This is a genomic window from Micromonospora arida (genome assembly GCF_042873195.1).
GTDB lineage: Bacteria > Actinomycetota > Actinomycetes > Mycobacteriales > Micromonosporaceae > Micromonospora > Micromonospora arida.
This window is the reverse complement of sequence record NZ_JBIALC010000010.1, coordinates 115,115-140,483: the sequence shown is the minus strand read 5'-3', so window position 1 is coordinate 140,483 and position 25,369 is coordinate 115,115. Positions and strand designations below refer to the sequence as shown.

At 70.8% G+C, this 25,369-nt stretch carries 19 protein-coding genes; 6 read left to right on the top strand and 13 right to left on the bottom strand.

The features are described from left to right. Positions 1–20 precede the first annotated feature (20 nt). Genes ngcE through ACFYP0_RS25745 form a run of 3 tightly spaced genes read left to right on the top strand, consistent with a single transcriptional unit; the run spans position 21 to position 3,313 of the window. Positions 21–1,457: an N-acetylglucosamine/diacetylchitobiose ABC transporter substrate-binding protein gene (gene ngcE / locus ACFYP0_RS25755; RefSeq protein ID WP_124858632.1), complete on the top strand. Its 1,437-nt coding sequence runs from the start codon at positions 21–23 to the stop codon at positions 1,455–1,457. Positions 1,458–1,475: 18 nt separating this feature from the next. Continuing rightward, positions 1,476–2,384 carry a carbohydrate ABC transporter permease gene (locus tag ACFYP0_RS25750; RefSeq protein WP_124858631.1) on the top strand — a complete coding sequence of 303 codons (909 nt, stop codon included), beginning with the start codon at positions 1,476–1,478 and terminating at the stop codon, positions 2,382–2,384. Further along, complete coding sequence (locus tag ACFYP0_RS25745; RefSeq protein WP_124858630.1) at positions 2,384–3,313, top strand: carbohydrate ABC transporter permease; 930 nt, start codon at positions 2,384–2,386, stop codon at positions 3,311–3,313. The genes ACFYP0_RS25750 and ACFYP0_RS25745 overlap by 1 nt, the downstream gene beginning before the upstream one ends. Positions 3,314–3,318: 5 nt before the next feature. Here ACFYP0_RS25745 and ACFYP0_RS25740 read toward each other — a convergent pair whose 3' ends face one another. Together ACFYP0_RS25740 and ACFYP0_RS25735 are read right to left on the bottom strand one after the other, a co-directional pair. Then, a complete protein-coding gene (locus ACFYP0_RS25740; RefSeq protein ID WP_244219053.1) occupies positions 3,319–5,010 on the bottom strand; it encodes an ABC transporter ATP-binding protein in 1,692 nt (563 codons plus the stop codon). Between the two features lie 50 nt (positions 5,011–5,060). Then, positions 5,061–6,767, bottom strand: coding sequence for an ABC transporter ATP-binding protein (locus tag ACFYP0_RS25735; RefSeq protein WP_244219052.1), 1,707 nt, complete (start codon positions 6,765–6,767; stop codon positions 5,061–5,063). Positions 6,768–6,887: 120 nt separating this feature from the next. Between ACFYP0_RS25735 and ACFYP0_RS25730 the strand changes: the two genes are divergently transcribed. The 3 genes from ACFYP0_RS25730 to ACFYP0_RS25720 all read left to right on the top strand — a co-directional run bounded on the left by ACFYP0_RS25730 (position 6,888) and on the right by ACFYP0_RS25720 (position 10,276). Further along, positions 6,888–8,597 (top strand): bifunctional 3'-5' exonuclease/DNA polymerase, encoded by a 1,710-nt coding sequence (locus ACFYP0_RS25730; RefSeq protein ID WP_124858627.1) that lies wholly within the window; start codon positions 6,888–6,890, stop codon positions 8,595–8,597. Positions 8,598–8,867: 270 nt separating this feature from the next. After that, positions 8,868–9,461, top strand: coding sequence for a nucleotidyltransferase family protein (locus ACFYP0_RS25725; RefSeq protein WP_124858639.1), 594 nt, complete (start codon positions 8,868–8,870; stop codon positions 9,459–9,461). A 56-nt stretch (positions 9,462–9,517) separates the two neighbouring features. Continuing rightward, a complete protein-coding gene (locus ACFYP0_RS25720) occupies positions 9,518–10,276 on the top strand; it encodes a hypothetical protein (protein ID WP_124858626.1) in 759 nt (252 codons plus the stop codon). A gap of 165 nt (positions 10,277–10,441) precedes the next feature. Here the strand turns inward: ACFYP0_RS25720 and ACFYP0_RS25715 are convergent, their stop codons facing one another. The 11 genes from ACFYP0_RS25715 to ACFYP0_RS25665 form a co-directional block, all read right to left on the bottom strand. Then, complete coding sequence (locus ACFYP0_RS25715) at positions 10,442–11,851, bottom strand: GH1 family beta-glucosidase (protein ID WP_124858625.1); 1,410 nt, start codon at positions 11,849–11,851, stop codon at positions 10,442–10,444. Then, a complete protein-coding gene (gene yicI / locus ACFYP0_RS25710) occupies positions 11,848–14,079 on the bottom strand; it encodes an alpha-xylosidase (RefSeq protein WP_124858624.1) in 2,232 nt (743 codons plus the stop codon). Before yicI ends, ACFYP0_RS25715 begins: the two co-directional genes overlap by 4 nt. Beyond that, positions 14,076–14,963 (bottom strand): carbohydrate ABC transporter permease, encoded by an 888-nt coding sequence (locus tag ACFYP0_RS25705; protein ID WP_124858623.1) that lies wholly within the window; start codon positions 14,961–14,963, stop codon positions 14,076–14,078. Before ACFYP0_RS25705 ends, yicI begins: the two co-directional genes overlap by 4 nt. Before the next feature lies 1 nt (position 14,964). After that, a complete protein-coding gene (locus ACFYP0_RS25700) occupies positions 14,965–15,933 on the bottom strand; it encodes a carbohydrate ABC transporter permease (protein ID WP_112583000.1) in 969 nt (322 codons plus the stop codon). Between the two features lie 67 nt (positions 15,934–16,000). Then, entirely contained in the window at positions 16,001–17,305 is a 1,305-nt protein-coding gene (locus tag ACFYP0_RS25695; RefSeq protein WP_386997867.1) for an ABC transporter substrate-binding protein, read from the bottom strand. Positions 17,306–17,381: 76 nt separating this feature from the next. Next, on the bottom strand, positions 17,382–18,413 hold the full coding sequence (locus ACFYP0_RS25690; RefSeq protein WP_355494879.1) for a LacI family DNA-binding transcriptional regulator: 1,032 nt from the start codon (positions 18,411–18,413) through the stop codon (positions 17,382–17,384). A 273-nt stretch (positions 18,414–18,686) separates the two neighbouring features. After that, positions 18,687–19,601: an amidohydrolase family protein gene (locus ACFYP0_RS25685; protein ID WP_386997865.1), complete on the bottom strand. Its 915-nt coding sequence runs from the start codon at positions 19,599–19,601 to the stop codon at positions 18,687–18,689. After that, positions 19,598–20,407 (bottom strand): metal-dependent hydrolase, encoded by an 810-nt coding sequence (locus ACFYP0_RS25680; protein WP_124858619.1) that lies wholly within the window; start codon positions 20,405–20,407, stop codon positions 19,598–19,600. Before ACFYP0_RS25680 ends, ACFYP0_RS25685 begins: the two co-directional genes overlap by 4 nt. Positions 20,408–20,510: 103 nt before the next feature. Beyond that, positions 20,511–22,082, bottom strand: coding sequence for a serine/threonine-protein kinase (locus ACFYP0_RS25675; protein WP_244219050.1), 1,572 nt, complete (start codon positions 22,080–22,082; stop codon positions 20,511–20,513). Positions 22,083–22,261: 179 nt separating this feature from the next. Continuing rightward, positions 22,262–23,944: a serine/threonine-protein kinase gene (locus ACFYP0_RS25670; protein WP_386997862.1), complete on the bottom strand. Its 1,683-nt coding sequence runs from the start codon at positions 23,942–23,944 to the stop codon at positions 22,262–22,264. An 83-nt stretch (positions 23,945–24,027) separates the two neighbouring features. Continuing rightward, entirely contained in the window at positions 24,028–25,362 is a 1,335-nt protein-coding gene (locus tag ACFYP0_RS25665) for a glycosyltransferase family 4 protein (protein ID WP_386997860.1), read from the bottom strand. Positions 25,363–25,369: the final 7 nt, after the last annotated feature.

Here is a 25,369-nt window from a genome sequence, read left to right as displayed (position 1 = left end):
TTTCACAAGGAGAGACGACGATGTCGATTACCCCCGAACACCCGGCCGCACTCGACCGTCGCACGGTGCTGCGTCGCGCCGCCGCCGTGGGCATGCTCGCCACTCCGGCCATCGGCCTGCTCGGCGCCTGCGCCACCAGCGGCAGCGACGGCGACAACGAGCAGGTCGCCGGCGGCACCAAGAGCGAGAAGAACCCGCTGGGCGTCAAGGAGGACGCCGCGATCGAGGTGGTCATCTTCAACGGTGGCTACGGCGAGAAGTACGCCACCGACGTGCACGAGCCGCTGTACAAGAAGGCGTTCCCCAAGGCGGAGGTCAAGCACCAGGCCACCCAGGCCGTCTCCACCGTGCTCCAGCCGCGGTTCGCCTCCGGTAACCCGCCGGAGTTCGTGAACAACTCGGGCGAGAAGCTGATGGACTTCGGCGCGCTCGTGGCCGACGGGCAGCTCCAGGACCTCACCGAGCTGTGGGACGCGCCGTCGGTCGACGACCCGAGCAAGAAGGTCCGCGACACGGTGGTGCCGGGCACCATCGAGGCGGGCTCGTTCAACGGCAAGCCGTTCGTCCTGTACTACGTCTCCACGGTCTTCGGCATCTGGTACTCGGCGAAGCTGTTCAAGGACAACGGCTGGGCGCCGGCGAAGAACTGGGACGAGTTCATCACCCTGCTCACGGCCATCAAGGCCAAGGGCATCACCCCGTACGGCTACGCCGGTGCGAACGCGGCCTACTACCAGTGGAACGTGATCCTCACCCACGCCGCCAAGATCGGCGGCACGGACGTGCTGAAGAACATCGACAACCTGGAGGACGGCGCCTGGCAGCAGGACGCCGTGAAGCAGGCGGCCACCGCATGGGCCGAGGTTGGGGCGAAGTTCAGCGACAAGAGCTTCGAGGGCCTCAAGCACACCGACGTGCAGCTGCGGCAGAACCAGTACAAGGTTGCCCTGTACCCCAGCGGTGACTGGCTGGAGGGCGAGCAGAAGAAGGACACCCCGGCCGGCTTCGACTACCAGCTCATGCCGGTGCCGAGCATGTCCGCGTCGGACAAGCTGCCGGCCACCGCGCTGCGCGCCACCGCCGGTGAGGGCTACTTTGTCTCGGCGAAGAGCAAGAACCCCAAGGGCGGGCTGGAGTACATGCGTCAGATGCTCTCGACGGCGGGCGCGAAGGGCTTCACCGAGGTGGTCAAGGCCCCGACCGTGGTCACCGCCGGCTCGGAGGGCTTCTCCTTCCCGCCCGGTGTGGCCAGCTCGCAGGCCGCGCTCAAGGCGGCCGGTCAGGACGTGTTCAACCTGTACTTCGACGGTTGGTACAAGGAGCTCGACACGGAGGCGCGCACCGCCACCAACGAGCTGATGTTCGGCCGGATCAACGCGGACGCCTTCGTGGAGCGGATCCAGAAGCGCGCCGACGCCATCAAGAAGGACAGCTCCGTCACCAAGTTCAAGCGCTGATCGATCGGAGCTAGGGTCATGCGGCACGGCAAGTATCCATTCGTGATCGGGTTCCTGTTCGCCCCGGTCGCGCTGTACGTGACTTTCGTGATCTGGCCGTACGCGCAGGCGTTCCAGATCTCGATGACCAACTGGCGGGGGCTGTCGGCCCCGCAGTGGGTGGGCTTCGACAACTACCGGAGGTTGCTCGACGACGGGGCCTTCTGGAAAGCGGTCCAGCACCACGGCGTACTGCTGCTTGCCCTGCCGCTGATCACCATTGCCATCGCCCTGTTCTTCGCCTTCCTGCTCAACGTGGGCGGCAAGAGCAGCGGTGGTCAACGCCAGGGGGTCTGGGGGGCGAAGTTCTACCGGGTGGTGTTCTTCTTCCCCCAGGTCCTGGCGGTGGCCATCATCGCGGTGTTGTTCCAGATGGTGTACCGGCCGAACGAGTCCGGCCTGATCAACGGCGTGTTGATGAAGTTCGGCCTCGAGCCGATCCTCTTCCTGGTCAAGCCGAACCTGGCCCTCTGGTCGATCATCGCGGTGCTGGTCTGGCAGGCGGTCGGCTTCTACGTGGTGCTCTTCTCGGCCGGGATGGCCTCCATCCCCGGTGAGATCTACGAGGCCGCCGAGATGGACGGGGCGACGAAGGTGACCCTGTTCTTCCGGGTCACCCTGCCGCTGCTGTGGGACACCCTCCAGGTGGCCTGGGTGTACCTGGGGATCGCGGCGTTCGACGCGTTCGCCATCGTGGCGGTGCTCTCGGTGGACGGTGGCGGCCCGGACGGCGCCACCACGGTGCTCGCCATGGAGATCTACCGCAACGCGTTCGTCTACTCGAAGTACGGCTACGCCTCGGCGATGGGCGTGGCGCTGTTCTTCCTCACCCTCACGTTCGCGGCGCTGACGCTGCGGCTCACCAAGCGGGAAAGCGTGGAGTACTGATGAATCCGCAGTCGACGCTGCCGCCGACGCCGGCGGCGCTACCGCCGAAGACCGGTGACCCGTCCGCCCCCGCCGGGTCGGGGAGCAAGGGCCCCCGCTCGGAGGTACGGCTATTCGCCGGCCTGGGGCACGTCGCGCTCGCCGTGTGGGCGGTGATCGTGATCGTGCCGATCCTCTGGACCTTCCTCGCCGCGTTCAAGAACACCAGCGAGATCTTCAGCAGCCCGTGGACGCTGCCGGCCGAGCTGCGCTGGGAGAACTTCGGGCGGGCCTGGACCAAGGCGCACGTCGGGCGATACTTCCTCAACAGCGTGATCGTGGTGTCGTGCAGCACGTTCCTCACCATGCTGCTCGGTTCGATGGCCGCGTACGTGCTGGCCCGCTACAAGTTCTGGGGCAACCGGGCGGTCTACTTCCTCTTCGTCTCGGGGTTGGCCTTCCCGGTCTTCCTGGCACTGGTGCCGCTCTTCTTCGTGGTGAAGAACCTGGGTCTGCTGGACACCCACACCGGAGTGGTGCTGGTCTACAGCGCGTACTCGTTGCCGTTCACGGTGTTCTTCCTGGCCGCGTTCTTCAAGACGTTGCCGTCGTCGGTGGCCGAGGCGGGGATGATCGACGGCTGCGGGCACACTCGACTGTTCTTCCAGGTCATGATGCCGATGGCGAAGCCGGGCCTGATCAGCGTGACGATCTTCAACATCATCGGTCAGTGGGCGCAGTACCAGCTCCCGTTGGTGCTGCTCTCCAACGCCAAGGACAAATGGGTCCTCACCCAGGGCATCGCCGACATCTCCGTCAACGCCGGCTACGAGGCGGACTGGTCCGGGCTGTTCGCCGCGCTGACCATCGCCATCCTCCCGATGATCATCGTGTACGCGGTGTTCCAGCGTCAGATCCAGGCCGGCCTCACCTCCGGCGCGGTGAAGTAGGACGCTCAGCGCTCGTCGACGCGGGTGTGCCAGGAGTGCCACAGGGCTGCGTACGCCCCGCCGGCCGCGACCAGCTCGTCGTGGCTGCCGATCTCGGTGATCCGACCGTCGGCGAGCACGGCGACCCGATCGGCGTCGTGCGCGGTGTTGAGCCGGTGCGCGATCGCGATGACGGTCCGCCCGACCAGCACGGCGGCCAGCGCGCGTTCGGTCCGGCGGGCGGTGGACGGATCGAGCGCGGCGGTCGCCTCGTCCAGGATCAGCGTGTGCGGGTCGGCGAGCACCAACCGGGCCAGCGCGAGCTGTTGGGCCTCGGCCGCACCGAGTTGACGGGCCCCGTCGCCGATCTGGGTGTCCAGGTCGTCGGGCAGCTCGGCAAACCACTCGGCGCCCACGGTGAGCAGCGCGGCGCGCATCTGTTCGTCGGAGACGTCGGGCGCGGCGAAGGAGAGGTTGTCGCGTACCGAGCCGATGAAGACGTGGTGCTCCTGGGTGACCAGGGCGATCCGGCGGCGTCGCTCGGCCGGGTCGAGGTCGGTGACCGGGCAGCCGCCGATGCTCACGACGCCGTGCCGCGGCGCGTCGATCCCGGCCAGCAGCCGGGCCAGGGTGGACTTGCCGGCGCCGGACGGGCCGACGACGGCCAGCCGCTCACCGGGCTGCACCTCCAGGTCGATGCCGTGCAGCACGTCCGGCCCGTCGGAGTAGGAGAACCGGGCCCCACGGACGACGAGCCGCTCACCCCGTGACGAGGCGGTCGTGCCGGGTGGTTCCGGCGGGACCATGCCGACGCCGAGCAGCCGCGCGTACGACGCGAAGCCGCGTTGCGCCTGCTCGGTCCACTGCAACAGCCGGTCCATCGGGTCGATCGCCTGTTGCAGGTAGAGCGCGGCGGCGACCACCGCGCCGAGCGACACCATGTCCCGGGAGAACAGGTAGCCACCGACGAGCAGGACCGTGGCGACCGGCAGCGGATAGCTGGCCTCGACGACCGAGAAGAACACGGTACGCAGCGCGAGGGTCGCCCGGCGGGCCCGCCACACCATCGTGACGCGGGTGGTGCCGTGCTTGATCCGGTCGTCGGTCAGCCGCAGCGCCTCCACGGTGCGCGCGCCCTCGGCGGTGGTGGTCAGCGTCTCGGTCAGCTCGGCCGCCGCCGCGCCCTCGGTGAGGTACGCGGAGCTGGCCCGGCGCAGGTACCAGCGGGTCACCGCCACGATCGACGGGAGCCCGGCCAGCGCGGCCAACCCGAGCAGCGGGTGCAGCAGGAAGACCGCCCCGAACAGCAACGTCAACTGCACCGTGGCGATGACGATGGTGGGCACCACGTCCCGCACGGTGGTGCCGACCGTCGACACGTCGACCGAGCTGCGGGTGGCCAGGTCCCCGGAGCCGGCACGCTCGACGACCGAGACGGGAAGCCCGAGGGTCCGGGAGACGAACTCCTCGCGCAGCTCGGCCACGGCCCGTTCGCCGAAGCGGTGGCCGGCGTACTGGGCGTAGCGGGAGAGCAGGGCGCTGACCAGGACGCAGCCGGCGATGGCCAGTGCCAACCGGTCCACAGTGGCCACGCTCGCGCCCGCGGTGACCCGGTCGACGATGGTGCCCAGCAGCCAGGGCGGGGCGAGCCCGGTGACCGCGGCGGCGCTGTGCAGCGCCAGCACGACCCCGACGGCGCGCCGGTGCCGGCTGATCATGTCCCGCAGGGCCCGGCGTACGGTGCGGCGGTCGGCCACCGGCAGTCGGCTCACCGGTACGCCTCCTCGCTGCCGCGGGCCACCAGGTGCCGGTAGGCCGGGTCGTCGTCGAGCAGGTCGGGGTGGCTGCCGGTGGCGGTGATCCGGCCGGCGCTCAGAAGCGCGACCAGGTCGGCCCGGCCGAGCAGCAGCGGCGACGTGGCGATCACCACTGTGGTCCGCCCGGCCCGCGCGGTCCGCAGCCGCTCGGCGATCCGTGCCTCGGTGTGCGCGTCCACCGCCGACGTCGGGTCGACGAGGATCAGCACCTCGGGTTCGCCGCTCAGCGCCCGGGCCAGGCGCAGCCGTTGGCGTTGACCGCCGGAGAGCGTCCGGGCTCGGGCGTCGATCGGGGTGTCCAGCCCGGCGGGCAGGGCGTCGACGACGTCCTGTGCCGAGGCGGTCCGCAGGGCCGCGCCGATCCGTTCGTCGTCGTCGTCGGCCCCGGCGCGCAGGATGTCGCGCAGCGTGCCGGCGAAGAGGTAGGAGTCGTGGTCGGCGACGAGGATCCGCGCGCGGACCTCGTCCAGGGCGACCTCGCGCAGCGGCACGCCGCCCCAGGTGACGTCGCTGGCGACGTACCGGCCGAGCCGGTCGGCCAACGCCACGGCCGCCGCCGGGTCGTCTGCCGCCACCCCGGTCAGCTGGCCGGCGCGCACGGTCAGGCCGGTCAGCGGGTCGTGCAGGTCGGCCGGGCCGACCGGTGCGGCCAGGGCATCCGGCCGGCGTGCCTCGGGCACGGCGCCCGGCCACCGGCGACCCGGGCCACCGACGTCGTCCGGTGTCACGTTGAGCAGATCGGCGATCCGCCGGGCGGCGACCCGACCGCGGATGAGCTGGTGACTGCCCTCCAGCAGAAACCAGACCGGCACGATCAGGGTCGCCACGTAGCCGTAGACGGCGACCAACTCGCCGATCGTGACGTCACCGGTCACCGCCATCCGGGCCGTGAGCCACACCACCGCCGCCAGGAACAACCCGGGGATGGCGACCGTCGCCGCGTCGATCCAGCTGTTGACCGCGCCGACCCGGTAGCCCTCGGCGCGTAGCTCCTGGGACCGGGACGCGTACCGCCGGGCGAACAGGTCCCGGCCGCCCACCCCGGCGAGCACCCGCAGCCCGGCCACGATGTCGCCGGATCGGGCGGTGAGCGCGCCCTGCTGCCGGCGGTAGACCGATTCGACCTGCTCCAGGCGGCGCAGCAGCGGCCCCACGATCAGACCGACGACCGGCACCCCCACCAGCACGCAGAGCGCGAGCATCGGTGAGATCGACCAGAGCACCACGGCGATCACCCCGTACGCGACGACCGCGCCGACGCCCGGCCCGGTCAGCGTCAGCACCTGCGCCGTCCAGTCGATGTCGGACCCCCCGATGGTGGACACCTCGCCCGCCCCGACCCGGCGGGGCAGCACCGCGCCGATGCGGGACAGGTGGCGCAGCAGAACCTCCGCCGAGCGGGCCTTGGCGTCCTCCCGGATGAAGGTCATCGTGCGGTGCCGCATGATGCCCAGGTAGGACAGGGCCACGCCCGCGACGACGATCGCCGCGACCCAGAGCGCCAGGGCCTGGGTGTCGCGTTCGCGCAGCCCGTCGTCGACGGCGCGGGCGATCAGGTAGGGCCGGGCCGAGAGCCCGATCATCCAGGCCGTGCCGATCAGGCTGCCGCGCAGCACCCGCCAGGGTTGGCAGCGGACCAGCCACCAGAGGTAGCGCATCGGACCGCGGGCGTCGGGGGTGCCAGGATCGGGATGCGGGATCTGGGGAGGCACCCGATCACGCTACCGACCACCTCCGACGCCGCACTGACCCGATCATGGTGAGGTGCGCCTCCGTTTGTGTCGGAGGGGAGAGGCAGAATCACGTTCGTGCTGGTGGCGGTGGTGTCCGACGAGCGGGGTGGGGGAGTGCTGTGCCCGCTGGACGTCACCGGGCGGCCGACCGGGCCGCCTGAGGTCGTCACCGATCTGGTCGCCGCGGTCGCCGCCCGCGAGGCCGCCGAGCACCCGCGCTGGGTCTGGTCGACCGCCACGGCGGTCTACCCGTCGCTGCTGCGCGCCGGCGTCCGGGTCGATCGCTGTCACGACGTGGAGTTGACCGAGGCGTTGCTGCTCGGGCACGCGGGCCGCTGGGGTGAGCCCCGCTCGCTGGCCGCCGCCTGGGCACGGCTGACCGGCGCGGCGGTGCCGCCCGACCCGCCGCCGCGCGCCGCCGCACCGCCCGGGCACGGGCAGGGCGCGCTCTTCGACACCCTGCCCGGTCCGCCGGGCCCGGGCATCGAGGCACTGACCCAGGTGTACGCCGACCAGCTCACCCGCGTCGCCGCGACCGAGCACCCCGGCCGGTTCCGGTTGCTGGTGGCCGCCGAGTCGGCCGGCGCGCTGATCGCGGCGGAGATGGGCGTCGCCGGGCTGCCCTGGCGTGCCGACGTGCACAACGAGATCCTGCACGAGCTGCTCGGCGAGGCGTCCCCGGTCGGTGGTCCGCCACGCCGACTCGCCGAGCTGGCCGCCCGGATCGCCGACGCTCTCGGCGTACGCGGCCTGCACACGGACTCCCCGGCGGAGCTGCTGAAGGCGTTCGCCCGGGTCGGGGTGGAGCTGCCCAACACCCGGGCCTGGGTGCTGCGCGGGGTGGACCATCCGGCGGTGCCGCTGGTGCTGGAATACAAGGAGCTCTACCGGATCTGGACGGCGCACGGCTGGGCCTGGCTCGATCAGTGGGTGCGGGGCGGCCGGTTCCAACCGGAGTACGTGCCGGCTGGCGTCGTCTCCGGCCGGTGGGCCACCCGGGGTGGTGGCGCGTTGCAGATCCCCAAGGTGATCCGGCGGGCGGTGGTGGCCGATCCGGGTTGGCGGTTGGTGGTCGCCGACGCCGGTCAGTTGGAGCCCCGGGTGTTGGCCGCGGTCTCCGACGACGCGCGGTTGGCGGCCGCGGGCGGTGCCGGCGACCTCTACGCGGCCCTGGCCCGGGACTCGTTCGGCGGCGACCGGGCCAAGGCCAAGGTGGCACTGCTCGGCGCGATGTACGGGCAGACCGGCGGGGCCGCGGTGCCCGCGTTGGCGGTGCTGAAGCGCAGCTACCCGACGGCGTTCGGTTACGTCGAGGCTGCGGCGCGTACCGGTGAGAACGGTGGGCTGGTGCGGTCGTGGCTGGGGCGGACGTGTCCGCCCGGCTCGGCGGGGTTCGGTGATCTCGACGACGAGCCCTCCGATCCGGAGGGGGCGGGTGACCCGCACAGTCCGCGGGCGCGGGCCGCCCGGTCCCGGGGGCGCTTCACCCGCAACTTCGTCATCCAGGCCACGGCGGCGGAGTGGGCCTCCACGTTGCTGGCCACACTGCGGACGGAGTTGTCCGGCACCGACGCCGAGCTGGTCTTCTTCCAGCACGACGAGGTGGTCGTGCACGCACCGGCCGATCAGGCGGAGGCGGTCGCCGAGGCTGTCAACCGTTGCGGCGAGCGCGCCTCCGCGCTGCTCTTCGGCGCGACGCCGGTCCGGTTCCCCCTGGACCTGTCCATCGTCGACTGTTACGCCGACGCGGCCTGACCCCTGCTCTCACCGTGATCAAGTGATGAAAAGTAGGTTCCAGGAGCGCTCCTGACCTACTTTTCATCACTTGATCAACGACTCCCGGCAGGGGGTGGCGGCGACGGTGCGGGGGCGCTGCCACGGTCCGGTGTATAACGGTTGCACTATTTCTCCTTTACGCCCCGCCACCCGCGAGCGGCCGCCCTCGTTGCAAGGTCCGTAGGAGGGGGTGGATCGGACACGGTCCATCCCGTGCTGGAGGGGGCGCAGCTGAACCGGATCGCAGGAATGATCATCGCCGCAGGCGGGGGACGACGGATCGGTGGTCCCGAGGCGCTGCTGCACCAGGGAGACAAGCCCCTGGTCAATCAGATGATCGACACGATGACCGAGGCGGGCTGCGAGCAGATCGTGGTCGTGCTGGGTGCCGCCGCTGAGCAGGTCCGGGAGACCGCCGACCTGGGCAAGGCCACCGTTGTGATCAACAAGGCGTGGGGCACCGGAGTCGGCTCGTCCATCCGGGCCGGCCTGGCCGCCATGGACGACGACGGGATCGAGGCGGTGGTGGTGGTCCCCGTCGACATGCCGGGCCTGACCGCCGTGGCGGTCCGCCGGGTGGCCGCGCTGCCGTACCCGGACGTGCTCGTCTGCGCCACCTACGACGGGTTGCGCGGCTACCCGATGCTCTTCGGCCGCCGGCACTGGCCCGGGATCGCCACCCTCGCCAGCGCCGACGTGGGCGCCCGACCGTACCTGCTGGCGCACAAGGACCAGATCGTCGACATCGCCTGCGATTCGGTGGCCGACGGCAGCCGGATCGACACCCCGGAGCTGATGGAGCTCTACGGGCTCACCGTCCCGCCGCAGCGCGTCGGGGTCTAAGGCGGCCTGAGTATCCGTACGGATGTGCCGGGCCGTCCACTGGCGATACTCGGTGCATGCGTCGACTCACCACCGCCCTGTTGTGCCTGGCCGTGCTCGTCGGCTGCGCCAGGCCGGGCGACGCGCCCGTGCAGGTCGGCCCGGCCGCAGACACCGGTTGGACCACCTACCAGACTGATGTCACGGCCGTCCGGGCCGGCGCGGACCCGCGCTCGCTCGTGCTGACCGTGGCGTTGCTGGGTGACGCGGATGGTTGCTCCCGGAATCCGCGAATCACCTACTTCACCGAGGAGAACAACCGGATCTACGCCAACGTGGTGCAGGATTCGCGCCTGTCCGGGGTGGTTGGGGCCTGCCCCACCCACACGCCGGGCGAGGTGACGTTGACAGCGCCAGGGCCGATTGCCGGCCGGACCGTCGTGCTCAACGAGCAGCCGTGGAAGCCCGACGGTGCGGGGTACCAGCGCTGCGACCCGACTTTCGGTTGCGGTCCGATGCCGAAGGACCACTGTGACCAGGCGTGGGTGAGCGTCGTGGTCCGCGGCATGGACGTGTCCCGGCACTCGACCGGATCAGTCGAGGGCTGCGACGGCACCTGGCTGGTCATGACGGTGCCGTTCGATCCGGTGCCCTGCGGTGCCGAGCCGCGGCCCGGCTGCGACGCGTCGGTCAACGTGCGCCGCTATTTTCTGCGGTGGGCCGGCCAGGGCGGCTGGGAGACGATCGCCAACTCGACGGAGGCCGGCTGCGGACCTGTCCGCACCACCGAGCCGGCCTTCCCCAGGAAGCTCTGCGCCCACCTGCCCAGGCCGTGATCGGCGAAAGCACCTTCCCGACGGTTCCGGGTCGAGCCGACGGCCCAGGAGGCGTTGCGTCGCGCTTCCCGGAATGCCTGATGCCTGTGAGTCATCAGGATGACTCACAGGCATCACGCTCGTCAGGACATGGCCGCAAGCTCGGTGCGGGCGTGGCGGGGTACTTCAGTCCTGCGCCGAGTCCAGCTTTCCGGTGGCGGCGAGACGCTGGTACCAGTGGGCGCTGTCCTTCCAGGTGCGTACCTGGGTGTCGTAGTCGACCCGGATGATGCCGAAGCGACGGTCGTAGCCGTAGCCCCACTCGAAGTTGTCCAGCAACGACCAGACGAAGTAGCCGCGCACATCCGCGCCCTGCGCGCGGGCGTCGGCCACCGCGCCGATGTGCCGACGCAGGTAGTCGATCCGCCGGTCGTCGTGGATCCGGCCGTCGGCCGACACCACATCGTCGAACGCCGCGCCGTTCTCGGTGATCATCATGGGCTGGCTGGGGTATTCGCGCTGGAGACGCAGCAGCAGCTCGGTCAGCGCCGGCGGGTCGATGTTCCAACCCATCGCCGTGTACGGGCCGGGCTGCGGCAGGAAGTCGACGTTCTCCGCGGCAACCCACGGCGTCGACGTCGACGCGCCGTGCCCGTCGGCGTCCGAGCGGGCCGACACCCCGTCCCAGGCCCGGACCAGGGTGCTGGAGTAGTAGTTGACCCCGAGCACGTCCAGCGGCACCGCGATCAGCTTCTCGTCGCCCTCGCGGACGAACGACCAGTCGGTGACGGAGGCGGTGTCGGCCAGCAGGTCGGCCGGGTACTCGCCGTCCAGCATCGGGCCGAGGAACGCGCGGTTCGCCAGTGCGTCGATCCGCCGGACCGCGTCCTGGTCGGGCGCCGAGTCGGACGCGCCCCGGACGACGTGCAGGTTCAGCGTCACCGACAGCTCGGCGGACGGGGCCAGCTCCCGAACCACCCGACCGGCCAGGCCGTGCGCGAGGTTGAGGTGGTGCACCGCGGCCAGCGCCGCCGCCGGTTCGGTCCGACCCGGCGCGTGCACGCCGGAGGCGTAGCCCAGGTACGCGGAGCACCACGGCTCGTTGAGCGTCGTCCAGGTGTGCACCCGGTCGCCCAGTGCACCGACGATGCCCGCCGCGTACTCCTGGAAGCGCAACGCGGTCTCCCGCGCCGCCCACCCTCCGGCGTCCTCCAACTCCTGCGGCAGGTCCCAGTGGTACATGGTGGCCACCGGGCGGACGCCCCGCTCCAGCAGCCCGTCCACCAGCCGCGAGTAGAAGTCGATGCCGGCCTGGTTGAACCGGCCCGAGCCGCCCGGCTGCACCCGGGGCCAGGAGATGGAGAACCGGTACGCGTCGAGCCCCAGGTCGGCGATGTGTCCGAGGTCGTCGGCCCACCGGTGGTAGTGGTCGGCGGCCACGTCACCGGTGTCACCGTTGAGGGTCCGACCGGGCGTGTGGCTGTAGGTGTCCCAGATGGACGGTCCGCGCCCGTCCTCGTGCGCCGCGCCCTCGATCTGGTACGCCGCCGTCGCCGACCCCCAGACGAAGCTCTCCGGGAAGTGGTGTTGCGTCATCGTTCCGTCCCCTGGATCTCGCAGATGTAACCCGTCGAGGTGCCGGCGACCAGTTCGGCACTGGCCGTCCCACCCTCGTAGCGCACGTCGAACTCGGCGCCCGGTCCGTTGCCGGGTGACGGTACCCGTACCCGGGTCCGCTGCCCGTCGGTCGGTGCGTACACCCGCAGCCGCACATCGTCGGCCCACTCGTAGTCGGGTCGGTCGGTGCGGGAGCCGAACGGGATGACCGCGCCCGGTCGGGCCAGCACCGGCAGGCTGTCGAAGCCGTGCTTCTCGGTCAACCAGGCCGGGCCGGTGACCTGCGCGCCGCTGACCAGGTGCGTCCAGGTGCCGGCGGGCACGTAGTACGTGACGTCGCCGTCGGCGCTGAGCACCGGCGCGACCAGCACGTCCGGGCCGAGCATGTACTGCCGGTCCAGGTGCGCCGTCGCCGGGTCGTCCGGGAACTCCAGGAACATCGGCCGCATCACCGGCGTCCCGTCGCGGTGAGCCTCCTGGGCGGCGGCCGCCAGGTACGGCATCAGGCCGAGCTTGAGGTGGGTGAAGTGCCGCAGGACGTCCACGGCCTCCTCGTCGTACGCCCACGGCACCCGGTACGAGCCTGACCCGTGCAACCGGGAGTGCGAGGAGAGCAACCCGAAGGCGACCCACCGCTTGAACACCGCCGGGTCGGGGGTGCCCTCGAAGCCGCCGATGTCGTGGCTCCAGTAGCCGAAGCCGGACGCGGCCAGGGACAACCCGCCGCGCAGCGACTCGGCCATCGCGACGAACGTCGACTCGCAGTCGCCGCCCCAGTGCACCGGGAACTGCTGTCCGCCGGCGGTGGCCGAGCGGGCGAACAGCACGGCCTCGCCCTCGCCGCGCTCGGACTCCAGCAGCTCGAAGACCGCTTTGTTGTAGAGGTACGAGTAGTAGTTGTGCATCCGCTGCGGGTCCGAGCCGTCGTGCCACACCACGTTGGTCGGGATGCGCTCACCGAAGTCGGTCTTGAAGCAGTCGACGCCCATGTCCAGCAGGGCCTTGAGCTTGCCGGTGAACCAGCGGACCGCGTCCGGGTTGGTGAAGTCGACAAGCGCCATGCCGGCCTGCCACTTGTCCCACTGCCAGACCGAACCGTCCGGGTTGCGCACCAGGTAACCGGCCTCGCGGCCCTCCTCGAAGAGGTACGAGCGCTGCGCGATGTACGGGTTGATCCAGACGCACACCTTCAGGTCGCGCTCGTGCAGCCGGCGCAGCATCCCCTCCGGGTCGGGGAAGGTCGCCGGGTCCCAGATGAAGTCGACCCAGTGGAACTGACGCATCCAGAAACAGTCGAAGTGGAACACCGACAGCGGCAGCCCGCGCTCGGCCATCCCGTCGACGAACTCGGTCACCGTCTTCTCGTCGTACGAGGTGGTGAACGAGGTGGACAACCAGAGGCCGTACGACCACGCGGGGATCCGGGCCGGACGGCCGGTGAGGGCGGTGTACCGGCGCAGCACGTCCTTCGGGTTGGGCCCGTCGATGACGTAGTAGGTGAGTGACTGGCCCTCGACGCTGAACTGGGTCTGGGCGACGACCTCGGAGCCGACCTCGAACGACACGTGCTCCGGGTGGTCCACGAAGACCCCGTAGCCGGTGCTGCTCAGGTAGAACGGCACGTTCTTGTACGCCTGCTCGCTGGCGGTGCCTCCGTCGGCGTTCCAGATGTCGACGGTCTGCCCGTTCTTGACGAACGGGCCGAAGCGCTCGCCCAACCCGTACACCGTCTCACCGACACCGAGGGCGAGCCGTTCGTGTACGTGCCGGCGGCCCTCGGCGTCGGTGACGACGCCGATGCTGCGTGCGGTGGACGCGGTGACCAGTCGGTCGCCGTGCAGGAAGTCGACCCGCCACCCGTCGATGAGCGCGACCCGCGCGGTCAGCTCGCCGGTGGTCAGCGTCGCGCTGAGCCCGGTGACGTCGACGGTGACCGGGTGTGTCTCGTCGGTGCTCAGCCCGAAGTGCGGCTCGCGGGGCAGCCCACCGGTGTGGTGGGCGATGGTCACCCCGATGACGCCGGGGGCGGGGGAGAAGAACCGGACGGTGACCAGGGGACGGTTGAGGGTGTCGCCTCGGCCGGTGATCTGACCGGTTGGTGCGAAGACGGTGAAGCCGCGCTCGTCCGGCTCCACCGACTCCACGACGCCAGGGCGCAGGACGCTGACGCCGGGGCGCAGCTGCCAGTACCCGTCGGTGAACTTCACTTCTCGGCTCCTGCCGTGATGCCGCGCGCCAGAGTGCGCTGGAAGATGAGGAAGAAGAGGATGGCCGGCACCAGGCTGATCAGCGCGCCGGCATTGGTGGTCGGAGCGTCCATCAGCCGGTCGCCCTGCAACGACGCGAGCGCGACCGGAATGGTCTGCGTCTGGTTGTCGATCAGCATGACCAGCGGGATGAGGAACTCGTTCCACGTCCAGATGAAGAAGAAGATGAGCAGCACCGCGAGGGTGGGTCGCAGGTTGGGGAAGACCACCCGCCACAGCACCGTCCACTTGCCGGCGCCGTCCAGGGCGGCGGCCTCCAGCAGCGAGCGCGGGAACGTGCCCATCACCGAGGCGAGCAGGTAGGTGCCGAACGCGCTCTGGATCACGGTGAAGATGATGATCACCGAGAGCTGGGTGTTGTAGAGGCCGACCTGCTTCGCCACGTAGTACAGCGGGTAGATCAGCGCCTCCTGCGGCAGCATGTTGGCCAGCAGGAAGAGACCGACGATCCACAGCCGGCCCCGGACCCGGCCGATGCCCAGGGCGTACGCGTTGAGCAGTGACACGGCGACGCCGAGCACGGCCACCGAGCCGGCGATGATCGCCGAGTTCCAGAACTTCAGCGGGAAGTTCACCTCGGTCCAGTACGTGCGCAGACCCTTGGTGTAGAACTCCGTCGGCCAGCTCAGCGGGCCGCCCGAGGAGTAGTCGCCGGGCGACTTGAACGCGTTGAGCAGCATGAACGCGAACGGCACCAGCATGACGAGCGCGCCGAGGGTGACCAGGGCGAGCACCACCCAGCGGCTGACGCCGCGGTGGTGTCGATCGCGTACGGGCCGGGCCGGCGTCACCGGCGCCGTGCTCGGTGTGAGCGTGACGGCCATGTCAGAACCCCCGGTCCCGGCGCTCGCTGCGGGCCTGCATCCAGATGAAGATCCCGGCCACCACCACGATGATCAGTGTCAGCACCATGGAGATCGCGGAGCCGTAGCCGACCTGCAGCTTCTTGAAGAACGTGTAGTAGGCGAAGTACGACGGCACGTTCGTGGCGTTGTCCGGGCCGCCCCGGGTCAGGGCGAAGATCGGCCCGAACACCTTCAACGCGGCGATGGTGCAGGTCAGGGCCACCACGAAGGTCTCCGGCCGGATCTGCGGAAGGGTGATCGCCCGGAACCGGTGCAGCCAGTTCGCACCGTCGACCTCGGCCGCCTCGTACAACTCGGGGTCGACCCGCTGCAACGCCGCCATGAAGACGACCACCGGGTAGCCGATCTGCACCCAGATCATCACGGCCATCACGGCCGGCAGGGCGGTGCCCGGGTCGCCGAGCCAGTCGTGGCGTAACGCCCCGAGACCGACCGCGTCGAGGAGGCTGTTGAACGCGCCGTCGGGGCGCAGGATCCAGCCCCAGACGATGCCCGCCACCACGACGGGCAGCACCTGCGGGAGGTAGAACGCGGCCCGCAACGCGGCGGCGGTGCGGGGCTTGAACCGGCGGCCGATGACGTCGAAGAGCACCGCGGCGAGCAGCAGCCCGAGCACTGTGGGCACCACCACCATCGCGACGAGCATCCAGACGGTGTTGCGGAACGACGCCCAGAACACGTCGTCCTGCAGCAACTGCTGGTAGTTGTCCAGGCCGACCCACCGGGGGTCGCCGATGCCGGACCACTTGGTCAGCGACAGGTAGAGGGTGCCGACCAGCGGCGCACCGATGACCAGGAGAAAGAGCACCGCTCCGGGGAGCAGGTAGAGCCAGTACGCCGCGTTGCGGCCGCGGCGTCTGCGGCTGGGCGCGGGCGGGGTGGGGGTCGCGGCCGGCGGTGTGGCGGCGACCGTCTCGGAGACAGCCATGGAAGATCCTTCCCGGCGGGGCTGGCGGGCGCGCCGGTCGTGCCGGTCGCGCCCGCCGCTCGCCGTGTCACTTGCCGGTGATCTCCTTGACGCCATCGGCGTACGGCTTGGCGATCGTGTCGAGAACCTGGTCGGGCGACTTCGAGCCGTTGATCAGACCCTGGAAGCCGGAGACCAGCACGTCGTAGTAGCCGGGGACCGGCCAGTCCGGGTAGAAGGCGAGCCCGTCCTGCTTGCTGACAGTGTTGAAGTCCTCGATCAGCTTGCGGTCCTTCGGGTCGCTGATCTTCGACGCGTCAGCGGCGACCGGAACACCACCGTTGTTTCCGATCAGGTCCTGGATCTCCGGACGCAGGGTGATGTCGATGAAGTCGTACGCCAGGCTCTTGGCCTTGCTGTTCTCCGGGACCACCCAGAGGTTGCCGGAGGAGCCGGCCTGCAGGGTGTTGCCGGGGAAGAGGAAGGTGTCCCAGTTGGCCTTCATCTCGGTCTTGAACCGGCCGTACCACCAGCTACCCGAGACGATCATCGGAACCTTGCCGCCGATGAAGGCGGTGCCCATGTCCTCGGCCTTGAGGCTGGCCGAGTTCTTCGCGACGTAGCCCTTCTGCACCCACTGGGCGAAGGTGTCCGCGCCGTACTTGAGCGGGTCGGCCTTGAAGTCGACCGGGTTCTTGTAGAGTTGGTAGTTGTCGACGAACTGCCGGTCGCCCTTGGAGAGGGCGAGCTGGTAGAAGAGCTGCCCGGCCGGGTACTCGGCGCCGGCCATGCCCAGCGGGGTGACGCCCTTGCCGACGAAGGTGTCCATCGCGGCGGTCATCTCGGCCATGGTGGTCGGGACCTTGACGCCGTTCTGCTGGAACAGGTCCTTGTTGTAGTAGACCGTGACGTACTCGCCGTAGTTCGGCACACCGAACCACTTGCCGGAGCCCATCACGCCCTTGTCGCTGTACCGGGCGGTGGTCTGCAGGCTGGGGCTGAGCTTGCCGGCCCAGCCACGCTTGTCGGCCTCGCTGCTCAGATCGGCCAGCAGGCCCTGGGAGGAGAGCAGCCCGGCGGTCGCGTTGCCCTTGTTGTACTCCATGATGTCCGGGCCCTCGGACGAGTTGATGATCATGCCCGCGTTCTGCTGGATCTGCTCGAACGCCTTGCGCTCGAAACGCACCTCGACGCCCGGGTGCTCGGACTTGAAGAGCTCGATCGCCCGGTTCCAGCCGATCCCCATGGCGCTGTTCTCGCTCTCGTAGTGCCAGAGCTTGAGAACCTTGGCGTCGCTGCTGTCCCCGTTGTCACCACCGCCGCAGGCGGCCACGGTGGTCGTCGCTGTCGCCGCCAGGGCGATCGCGGCGACGAGCCGGCGGAATCGCTGCATTACCATCCTCCTCGTTGAGTATCTAGCCGGTACTTCACGGGGCCCGTCGTCGCGTTGCAGCGCGGCGGCGGGCCATCTACTTGTCGGCCCCCATTGGCTGGCGGCTTCGTGGCGCTGCGGTCGACCCCCGGATCTCCAACGTGCACGGCAGCAGTTGCTGGTGACGAAGGTCAGCGGGGCCGTCCAGGTGGCGCGTCAGCGCCTCGATCGCGATCCGGCCGAGCGCCGAACCGGGTGACGTCATCGCGGTCAGCGCCGGGGTGGCCAGTTCGGCGACCTGCGGCGAGGTGACCATCGAGACGACGGAGACGTCGTCGGGCACGGACAACCCGCGGCCGGTCAGCTCGCCGAGGATGCCGAAGATCGCCGTCTCGTTCATGGCCAGCACCGCGGTCAGTTCCGGGGCCTGCGCGAACGCGGCGGCCAGTGCGGCCCGCCCGCCGGCGGCGCTGTCCTCGGCCGCGATCATCACCGGCTCCAGGCCGTGCCCGGTCATCGCCGCAGTGAAGGCGTCACGGGTACGCAGCGCGGGCCCGTAACCGCTGGCCAACGTGGCGGCCGAGTGGTTGACGTAGACGATCCGCCGATGCCCGAGGCCGGCCAGGTGCGCGACGGCTTCCCGGACGGTCTGGTCGAAGTCGATGTCGACGTAGGAGAGCGTGCTGGTGTCGTCGGTGCGGCCGATCAGCACCAGCGGCACCCCCGCCTCCTGGAGCACTGTGACCCGCTCGTCGGCCAGCTGGACCTCCATCAGCACGACCCCGTCGAGCATCCGCTGACTGGCCAGCCGACGCAGGTCGTCGAGGTCGCCCCCGCCCACCGGCGAGAGCACCAGGTGGTAGCCGGCGACGCTGGCCGCGGCGGCGGCACCGGTGACGAACGCGGTCTCGGTGGCGCCGAGGCCGCGTTCGTCCATCGGCATCAGCAGGCCGAGGATCCGGCTGCGGCGGCTGGCCAGCCCGCGGGCCATCGCGTTGGGCTGGTAGTCGAGCTGTGCCATCGCGGCGAGCACCTTGTTGCGGGTGGCCTGCGAGATCGGCCGGGTGCCGGTGAGCACGTACGAGACGGTGCTGACCGAGACCTGCGCGAGGCGGGCGACGTCGTGCATGGTGGCCACCGCGCACCTCCTCCGGCCTGGGGTGGGACCGCTCCCGAACTTCGTCGAAGCGTTTCGACGAAGCGGTTCGACAGGACGCTAGGCCACCTGTTACGGCGACGTCAATAGCCGATGTCGAAAAGAATTCAGCGGGTGCGCGGCCCCGAGCCCGCGTAGCGAGCAGTCCGCGCCGATCTTGCAATTCCTGTTGCCGATATGGATGGATGTGCACCTTGTGTCGGGACAGAAAGTGCAAGATCGCGGAGCTGAGCCGGAGGTCGGGGGTCAGGGCAGGTTGAAGAGGGTGGCGGCGCTGTTCCAGCAGACCGCGCGTAGCCAGTCGTCGCCCAGGTCCAGTCGGGCCAGCCCGGTCACCTGGTCGGCGTACGGGTACGGGATGTTCGGGAAGTCGCTGCCCAGCAGCACCTTGCCGGCCAGTCCCAGGTCGCGCAACCGGGGCAGCTCCTCAGCGGGAAAGGGGACAAACTGGTCGAAGAAGGGCGTAAAGGCCATTGTGGTGTCCAGCCGGACCCGCTCGTACGTCTCGGCGAGGTCCAGGAAGGCCCGGTAGTCCGGGGCGCCCAGGTGCGCCACCACGGCGGTCAGCCGAGGGTGGCGGGCGAGCAGGGCGGCGAACGGGTCCGGACCGGTGTTGGCCGTCCCCACCGGTGCGTGCCCGGCGTGCACCACCACCGGCACACCCGCGTCGGACAGCATCCCCCACACCGGGTCCAGCGCCGGATCGGTCGGTGCGAAGCCGCCGACCTGTAGGTGCACCTTGAGCACTCGGGCACCTTCGGCGAGGGCCGCCTCGACGTACCCGGGGGCCTCCGGCTCGGGGTAGAACGTGGCCGAGGCCAGGCACCCGGGGGTGTCGCGGGCGAAGTCCAGCGTCCAACGGTTGAGTTCCGCCGCCATGCCCGGTCGGTGCGCGTACGCCAGGGCACTGAACGCCCGCACCCCGAGCCGGCGCAGATGCGCCACCCGGTCGGCGTCGCTCCACCGGTAGCGGATCGGCCACTCGGTGCCGACCAGTGGCCCGGCGGCGTCGAAGTAGGCCCACACCCGACGCAGCAGGCGCGGCGGCAGGAAGTGCACGTGCACGTGCACGTCGGCGAGACCGGGCAGCCCCAGGTCGCGGCAGAACTCCGGTACGCGTTCGTCCTCGGCCGGCGGGATCGCCGGCGCCGGATCGGTCATATGTCGATGTCGAAGCGGCTCAGCACCGAGGGCGCGATCAGGCCGACGGTGGCGAGCGCCGAGACGACGGTCAGGGCGATGCGCATCCCGACCACTTCGGCCTTGCTGCCGACGCGCAGGGCGATGCTGTTCGGCAGGCCGATCATCATCCACATGCGCCGCTTGATCGGGATCGGCCAGAGGATCGGCACGCCCGCTCTGGTGATCATGTCGCCGAGGATGTGCACGAAGCAGCCCACGCCCAGCGCGGTGCCGATCAGCGGATAGCCGCGTCCGCCCGGCAGGTTGGCGAAGGTGAACCAGGCCGCCCCGGCCGACGCGAGAGTGATGATCACCCACCCGGCCCGCTCGGCCCACTCGTCGAACAGCCCGCGCAGCGCCAGGCCGAACATGAAGAACAGGATGGTGATGACCGCCCACTTGCCGTACGCGGCGCAGAGCGCGGTGGTGCCCCAGCCGACCAGCACTGTGAACGGCAGCGTGTGGGTCAGCGTCCGGTGCCCGTTGTTGCGGCGAGGGTCCCTGCTGAGCTTGGTGGCGTAGTAGACCCCGAGAGAAATCTTTTCCATCACCTCGGCGGCGAAGAGCGAGAAGACTCCGAAGGTACGGGCCACGGTGGCCCCGCCCTGGTTCTTGGTCACCTTGCCCGACATGTCGAGGTCGGGAAAGAGCGCGCCACCGGCGCACACCGCGGTGCCCACCGCCAACGCGAGCGGCGACTGGTGGTAGTCGGCGAACTGCTCCAACGCCCAGGAGCCAGCCAGCCACACCGCCGCGCCGGACAGCGCGTGTTGCGGTCCCATCATCTCGGCTCACCCTCCCCAGGGATCTTGAGCGCCCAAAACTACGCCACTGTAGTCAGCGTCGGCGCCGCAGGGGCATCACCCAAAGAGTCCACATCGGACCGTGTCACAGGGTGGGGGTGAAGCTCTGCCGGATCATCGGCAAGTATGCCGCGTTGACCTGCCAGTCGAACTCTTCTGTCAACCACGAGACGGTGTAGGAACGGTCGGCCGAGGTGTTGGCCAACAGCCGGAAGCTGTGCACCGGAACGCCGACGGCGTTCTGCCAGCCACACTCCCAGACCGCGCCACCCTTGAAGATGTCCATCGCGGAGATGTCCACCTTGCGATAGCCCGGCAGCGCGGCGCTCGCGGTCAGTCGAGTCTCCTCGGCCTTCCAGTACGCCACCGGGTCCGCGCGGGCCGGCCCCGCCTCGACACTGAGCACCCGGGACCCACCGGATTTCCGGAAACAGGTCACCGAGCCCTCGGTCCAGCGCGCCCAACCCACCGGCGCGGCGATCCGAAACCCGGTCGGGTCGTCGTACCAGGTCCAACCCTCGCGCAGCCCGTACTTCACGTCGGCTGGCGGTGACACCGACACCACCGGGGTCGCCGCCGGTGGCGGGGACGACGCGCACGCGAACGCCGCCGGCCGGGAGGTCGGTGCGCCACCACCCGAGCCGGACGGTGGAATCCGCTCATCGCCTCGGTTGACCAGGGCCAGCGTGACGCCTCCCGCGACGAGCAGAGCGGTGGCCGCGCCACCCAGGGCGATCAGGCGCCGTCGCCGGCCGGGTGGGTGCCGCGGGCGTGGGCTCGGGGCTGGCGTGGCCGGCTCGTCCGGCGGGGCCACCGGTTCGACCGGGTGGGGTGCGATGGCCCGGCCGGCACTGAGCAGCGCCGCGACGGCCGAGGACCGGACCGGCCCGGCGGGCTCGTCCTGGCTCGCCGCGGCGCTGCGCAGTAGGGGCTCCGCCTCGATGGCGGTCAACCGTCGCCAGGGGTCGCGCTGCAACAGGCCGGTGATGACGGGACGCAACGGACCGGCCCGACGCATCGGATCGGGTGGTTCGGTGGCCAGCGCGCTGAGCGTCGCCATCGCGCTTGACCTCGCGTACGGTGACTGCCCCTCGACCGTCGCGTAGAGCGTCGCGCCCAGCGACCACAGGTCGGTACGCGCGTCGGACACTCCTTCGCGGGCCCGCTCGGGGGCGACGAACTGCGGTGAGCCGAGCACCGTGCCGGGCCCGGTCATCGCACCGTCGCCACCGTCGAAGGTGGCCAGCCCGAAGTCGGTGAGCACCACCCGCCCGTCGTCGGCCACCAGCACGTTGTGCGGCTTCACGTCGCGGTGCAGCACTCCGGCGGCGTGGGCAGCCCGCAACGCCGCGAGCACCGCCAGCCCGATCCGGGCGGTGCGCTGCGGGCTCAGTGGCCCCTCGGCGCTGATGATCTGCTGCACCGACCGCGACGGCACGTACTCCATCACGATCCAGGGGCTCTCCCGGTCGTGCACCACGTCGTAGAGGCGGACCACGTTGGGGTGGTTGAGGCGGGCGGCGGTGCGTGCCTCACGCAGGGTCCGTAGCCGCAACTCCGCGCGCTCGGTCTCGGCCAGCCAGGACGGCGGCACGACCTCCTTCACCGCCACGTCGCGATGCAACATCTCGTCACGAGCAAGCCACACCCGGCCCATACCGCCGGTGCCGACCAGGTCGAGCAGCCGGTACCGACCCGCGATCAGCAACTGATGCACGGTCGCTCCCCCTCGGTCACCCCGGGTTCCACGATAACCACCAATGCCGGCTTTCTCATCCACTGAGCGGCCTCGATCCACGACGGACGGTGGTCCGGATCATGGCCATACGGTGCAGGTCAGCGGGGTGGTCGGAAACTCTTTCGCACCAATTCCCAGACGGCTGCGGCCCCGGGCCAGTCCCCGTCGTCGGTGATCCAACCCAGCGTCCAGCGGTCGGCGTCGAGGATCTGTTGCCGGGCGTGCAGCCAAGTCCCGTGCGGTGTCCGCCAGCGGGACTCCCACTCGGCCCCGCCGTCGCCCGCGGCGAGCCGGATCTCGTCGTACCCCGGCAACGCCCCCGCGCCGGCTGCCGCGTCGCGGACGGCCCGTAGCCGCTCCACCGGATCGGCCGCGCCGCCCTCGGTGACGCTGAAGGTCCGGCCGGTCGCCGGGTCCTGGAAGCACGCCACCCCGTCGTCGCGGGAGGTCAGCCACGTCGTTGGTACGGAGACCCGGAAGCCGGCGGTGTCGACGTGCCAGACCCAGCCGGGCGGCGGCCGGAATTCCTCGCCGGGGTTCGGCGTACCGGCCTGCACGGGCGATCCGACGACGTCCGGGCGGACACAGGCGAACGGGGGCGGGGGGACGTTGCGCCCCTTCGGTGGCGGGCCGGGGCCGATCGGCCCCCCGTCGGGCGGACGGTTCGGTGTCGGGGAGGACCAGCCGGTGGTGTCGCGGGGTTTGTCACCGTCGACGGTCAGCGCGGTGCCGACGCCGGCCACGACGGCGACCAGCAGCGCCACGGCGACCACCGCCACCCGGCGCGCGGTACGCCCGGCGACCGCCGGATCCGGGGCCGGCGTGGGGGAGGCGCCGCCGGCTGCGGCCGGAGCGTCCGGGTCAGGCAGCGGAATGGTGGGGTCGGGGTCGTCGGGGTCGTCGGCGGACTGATCGACCAGGCCCGGCACCGGCCCATCGGCCGAGCGCCGATCGGCCGCCGACGGCGGGTCGGCCCGGCCGGTCGCGGCGGCCCTCAGCAACCGACGGGCCGAGTCGTGGTCGAGGCGGTCACGCGGGTCGCGGCGAAGCAGCCCGTCAAGCACCGGTGCGAGCGCCCCGGCGTGCGGGGCGGGATCCGGCGGGCCGGCGGCCAGCGCGCTCAGGGTGGCCATCGCGGTGCTGCGGGCGTACGGGGACTGCCCCTCCACGGCGGCGTGCAGGGTCGCCCCGAGCGACCACAGATCGGCGGCGACCGTGGACACCCCCTCGGCGGCCCGCTCGGGGGCCACGTACTGCGGGGAGCCGAAGACCATGCCGGGGCGGGTCATCGCGCCGTCGCCGCCGTCGAAGGTGGCCAGCCCGAAGTCGGTGAGCATCACCCGCCCGTCGTGCGCCACGAGCACGTTCTGCGGTTTGATGTCGCGGTGCAGCACCCCGGCGGTGTGCGCGGCCTGCAGCGCGTCGAGCACGGCCAGCCCGATCCGGGCCGCACGGGCCGGCTCCAGCGGCCCTTCGGCGTCCACGACGTCCTGCAGGGTGCGGGACGGGACGTACTCCATGACGATCCAGGGGCTGCCGTCGACCGCGACGACGTCGTAGAGCCGGACCACGGCGGGGTGGTTGAGTCGGGCTGCGGCGCGCGCCTCCCGCATGGTGCGTGAGCGCACCTCGGCCCGTTCAGGGTCGGCCAACCAACTTGGTGGGACGATCTCCTTGACCGCCACCTCGCGGTGCAGCATCTCGTCGCGGGCGCGCCACACCCGACCCATGCCCCCGCGACCCACCAGGTCGAGCAGCCGGTACCGACCGGCGATCAGCACCTGTGCACGCTCCTCCTCAGCCGCTGTCCGGGCTACACCCTAACCAGCGGATCGGAAGTCACCTATCGGTCGTCCGACTCAGCTCAGCATGCGGCGTGGTCGGCGGCGGCGAGCAGGTTCCCCTCCGGGATGGCGATCCGGGCCCGCCCGCCGGCCAGTCGGGCGGCGGCGCGTCGGGCCTGCACGGGGCCGTGCTCGCGACGAGCGGTGGCGTAGCTGGCGGCGGTGCGGGCCGCGATGGTGGCCCAGCCGTAGCGCTCGCCGACCATCGTGCGGGCCCGGCGGGCCAGCCGCCGGGCGAAGACCTCGTCGCCGAGCAGCTGGCCGACCGCGCCGGCGAGCGCGTCCGGGTCGCTGTGCGGGAAGGTCACCCCGGTCACGCCGGGTTCGACGATCTCGGCGAGGCCGCCGGTACGGGCCACGGCGAGGGGCGCTCCGGCGGCCGCCGCCTCCAGCGCCACCATGCCGAACGGCTCGTAGAGGCTGGGCACCACCGTCGCGTCGGTGGCGCCGAGCATCGCCGGTAGTTGGGTGGAGTCGAGGAACCCGGTGAACCGGACGGTCGAGCTGAGGGCCAGTCGCCGGGCCTCCGCCTCCAACTCGGTGCGGTACGGGCCGTCGCCGGCGATCACGACGCGCAGCCCCGGGTGTCGTTCGCGGAGCCTGGGTACGGCGTGCACCAGGTGCTGGACGCCCTTCTCGTAGACCAGCCGTCCGGCGTACCCGACCAACGGGCCGTCCCCGGCGAACCGTGCCCGGGCCGACGCGACCGCTCGGGGGCGGGGCCGCCAGGCCCGGTCGTCGACCCCGTTGGGCACCACGTCGACCTGGGCGGCCGGTACGTCGAACAGTGCGGTCACCTGATCGCGCATGTACCCGGAACAGGTGATCACCCGGATGGATGAGCTGCTGAGCCAGTGCTCGACGCCGTGGATGGTGCGGTTCATCTCCTCCGGCAGCCAGCCCTGGTGTCGCCCGGCCTCGGTGGCGTGCATGGTGGTGACCAGGGGGAGGTCCAGGTGCTCGGCGAGAGTGACGGCCGTGTGGGCGACGAGCCAGTCGTGGGCGTGGATGACGTCGTAGGAGCCGGCCTGGGTGGCGCGCAGGGCGGTGCGGGTGAGGGTGTGGTTGAAGGCCATGGTCCAAGCCAGCAGCGAGTTGGTGGCGAGGGGGAAGGCCACCGGGTCCTCGGGGGCGCGCAGGATGCGCACGCCGTCGGCGTACTCCTCCAGGGGCGCGCCGTCGCTGTGGCGGGTGACGACGGTGACCTCGTGGCCGGCGGCGGCGAGGGCGACGGAGAGGGCGTGCACGTGTCGACCGAGACCGCCGACGAGCACCGGCGGGTACTCCCAGGAGAGCATCAGCACCCGCAGCTGTCGGGCGGGGTTGATGTCGATCACGTGGGCATCGAGTGACATGCGGCCC

Coding starts and splice junctions, on each gene's coding strand:
- ACFYP0_RS25735 (WP_244219052.1), bottom strand. CDS start 6,767: ATGCGCTACCTCTGGTGGCTGGTCCGCTGCCAACCCTGGCGGGTGCTG.
- ACFYP0_RS25725 (WP_124858639.1), top strand. CDS start 8,868: ATGATCATCGCCGCAGGCGGGGGACGACGGATCGGTGGTCCCGAGGCG.
- ACFYP0_RS25685 (WP_386997865.1), bottom strand. CDS start 19,601: ATGACCGATCCGGCGCCGGCGATCCCGCCGGCCGAGGACGAACGCGTA.
- ACFYP0_RS25665 (WP_386997860.1), bottom strand. CDS start 25,362: ATGTCACTCGATGCCCACGTGATCGACATCAACCCCGCCCGACAGCTG.
- ACFYP0_RS25700 (WP_112583000.1), bottom strand. CDS start 15,933: ATGGCTGTCTCCGAGACGGTCGCCGCCACACCGCCGGCCGCGACCCCC.
- ACFYP0_RS25745 (WP_124858630.1), top strand. CDS start 2,384: ATGAATCCGCAGTCGACGCTGCCGCCGACGCCGGCGGCGCTACCGCCG.
- ACFYP0_RS25690 (WP_355494879.1), bottom strand. CDS start 18,413: ATGCACGACGTCGCCCGCCTCGCGCAGGTCTCGGTCAGCACCGTCTCG.
- ACFYP0_RS25715 (WP_124858625.1), bottom strand. CDS start 11,851: ATGACGCAACACCACTTCCCGGAGAGCTTCGTCTGGGGGTCGGCGACG.
- ngcE (WP_124858632.1), top strand. CDS start 21: ATGTCGATTACCCCCGAACACCCGGCCGCACTCGACCGTCGCACGGTG.
- ACFYP0_RS25680 (WP_124858619.1), bottom strand. CDS start 20,407: ATGATGGGACCGCAACACGCGCTGTCCGGCGCGGCGGTGTGGCTGGCT.
- ACFYP0_RS25720 (WP_124858626.1), top strand. CDS start 9,518: ATGCGTCGACTCACCACCGCCCTGTTGTGCCTGGCCGTGCTCGTCGGC.
- ACFYP0_RS25750 (WP_124858631.1), top strand. CDS start 1,476: ATGCGGCACGGCAAGTATCCATTCGTGATCGGGTTCCTGTTCGCCCCG.
- ACFYP0_RS25740 (WP_244219053.1), bottom strand. CDS start 5,010: ATGATCAGCCGGCACCGGCGCGCCGTCGGGGTCGTGCTGGCGCTGCAC.
- ACFYP0_RS25695 (WP_386997867.1), bottom strand. CDS start 17,305: ATGCAGCGATTCCGCCGGCTCGTCGCCGCGATCGCCCTGGCGGCGACA.
- ACFYP0_RS25705 (WP_124858623.1), bottom strand. CDS start 14,963: ATGGCCGTCACGCTCACACCGAGCACGGCGCCGGTGACGCCGGCCCGG.
- ACFYP0_RS25675 (WP_244219050.1), bottom strand. CDS start 22,082: ATGGGCCGGGTGTGGCTTGCTCGTGACGAGATGTTGCATCGCGACGTG.